The organism is Novosphingobium sp. B-7 (genome assembly GCF_000410615.1).
GTDB classification, from domain to species: Bacteria; Pseudomonadota; Alphaproteobacteria; order Sphingomonadales; family Sphingomonadaceae; genus Novosphingobium; species Novosphingobium capsulatum.
The window spans coordinates 1-1,941 of record NZ_KE148504.1 but is presented as its reverse complement, the minus strand read 5'-3'; the positions used below and the strand labels follow the sequence as shown (position 1 = coordinate 1,941).

The window sequence follows — 1,941 nt, the reverse complement described above, 5'->3', positions numbered from 1 at the left end:
GCTGGCCGGGGCAAGTTCGGCCCAGGTTTGCGCCAGGCCGGTCAGCGCCTCGACATCAGCAGTAACCAGATTGCCGACCACGCTTTCCGCGCCGGCAAGATCGCGCGCATAGGCGGCGAGCGTATTCGCTGCCGCGCCGCGTTCGGCCGCCATCATCGCCAGGAACGCCGCCACCGCCGGAGAGGCCGGGCCGGCGCCGCGCCTGTTCACAACCGTGCCTTCACACCCGCGCCACCGCTTCGGCGGCGATCATCCGCGCCTCGCCATCCAGGCCGACGCGGCGCAGCGCCGAAACGATGTGATAGAGGTGCACCGCCGTCATCTTGTCCCAGCTTTGCGCCTGCATGCCAAAGCCGGCGAGCAGCGCGACCAGCGCGGGATTGTCGGATTGGGCGGCATCATCGATCGCGCGGGTCCAGCGCGTTTGCCGGCCCATGTTGATCTTGAGCTTGCCGGCAAAGGCATTGGCCGTGGCATCGTCCACCCGGCCCAGGCCCATCAGCCCGGCCAGCAGGAACTGCGAACGCAGCGCGCCGCTGCTGTCATCGCCGCTCTGGAAGGATTCCAGCGCGGCGTTGCCGATCGCCGTGCTTTTGGCCGGGGCGGACAGGGCAATGAGGCCCCAGGGTTCACTGCCCACGGCGACGACACCGCTCCACCGCGCGGCATTGGCATCGAGGCCAGCGGTCAACATCGAGGCAATCAGGCCCCCGGCATCGCCTGCCAGATCGGGGCTGGGCAGCATGCGCGCGGCGGCATAAGCCGTGAGCACCAGGCGCGAATAGGCCCGATCGGGATTGTCGGCCGAACCCCACAGCGCCTTGATCGCGGCCAAGCGGTCTGCGGCCTCAGGAGCGGTATAGGCGGTGCGCAGCTTGTCGGCCAGCGGGCCCCAGGTCTTGTCCTGGTCGGCCCCGTCCTGGGCGTTGATTTCGGCAAGCTGGCTGTAGAGGTCAACCATCGCCGCGCTCGACAGGATGCCCCGGCCGGCGGCCACATCGGCTGCAGCGCAGCGTGCCGGTAGCGGCAGCATGGGCGCACGCACGGCCAGCACCGCGTAATCGGCCCAGGCCTGCTCGCGCAGGTTCTGCGGCGGTTCGATCCCGACTGCAAAAGCCATGCCGGTGCGCCACGGCGTCAGTTGATCGACATCCTTCCATTCGATGTTGACCGCGCGGCGCGTGGCAGAGGTGGCGCCGGCCAACTTCTGCGCCAGCAGGATATCGATCTTGTCGGTGCCGCCGCGGCGCATCAGGCGATCAAGCTGCGCCATCGCCGGCGGCCCATCGCCGGTAAAGCCAGAACAGATCGCGCGGGTCAGGTCCCACTGCATGCCCTGCCGCCCTGCGGCGGTAAGCGCAGTGATCGGGCACAGCCCGACCGGGTCGGCCGTGGCCAGGAATGCCCCCATCGCGGCGTCTTCCAGGCCAGGCGTAAAAAAGCCGCTGTCGACCGACTGCACCATGGCGCGCGCGGGATCAGCCTCACCCATGCGCAGCAGCAGCCCAGCGCGCAGGGCGGCCCAATCCGCGCCGTTCATGCCCACCGGGGTATCCATGCGGCTCATCAGCGCGCGGCGCACCAGGATATGCCCCCAGCGCGACACCATCGGCCCGCGCATGTGGTTGAGCAACTGCTCCACGAACGGGCCGTTGAGATAATGCGTGGACGTGGCCGGAAACCCGCCGTCGACCTGGTCGATCACCCCGACCCGCGCCAGGCTGCGCTGGGCACTGGGCGGAATATCGTACTTGGGCTGGGCCTTGGCGATCAGCGCATCGAGCGTGCCGGGATCGATCGAATCGAGCGGATCGGCCGGGCCACTACTGCCGGTCACATCGGCATTCTCATCCAGCGGAAGCGGCTGGATCACCGGTGACGCACCGGCCGTGGGCGCCGCCGGGGTCGCGGCGGGCTTGGCCGGCGCGGGAGCCGCCTTGG

General features: G+C 69.4%; 1 protein-coding gene and 1 pseudogene. Both read right to left on the bottom strand.

The genetic code is table 11. The features are described 5' to 3' along the window. A pseudogene (locus H926_RS34160) lies at nt 1–210 on the bottom strand (recombinase XerD); the annotation flags it as partial. A gap of 10 nt (nt 211–220) precedes the next feature. Continuing rightward, the coding region (locus H926_RS33890; protein ID WP_022678266.1) for a hypothetical protein at nt 221–1,941 on the bottom strand (1,721 nt) is incomplete at its 5' end.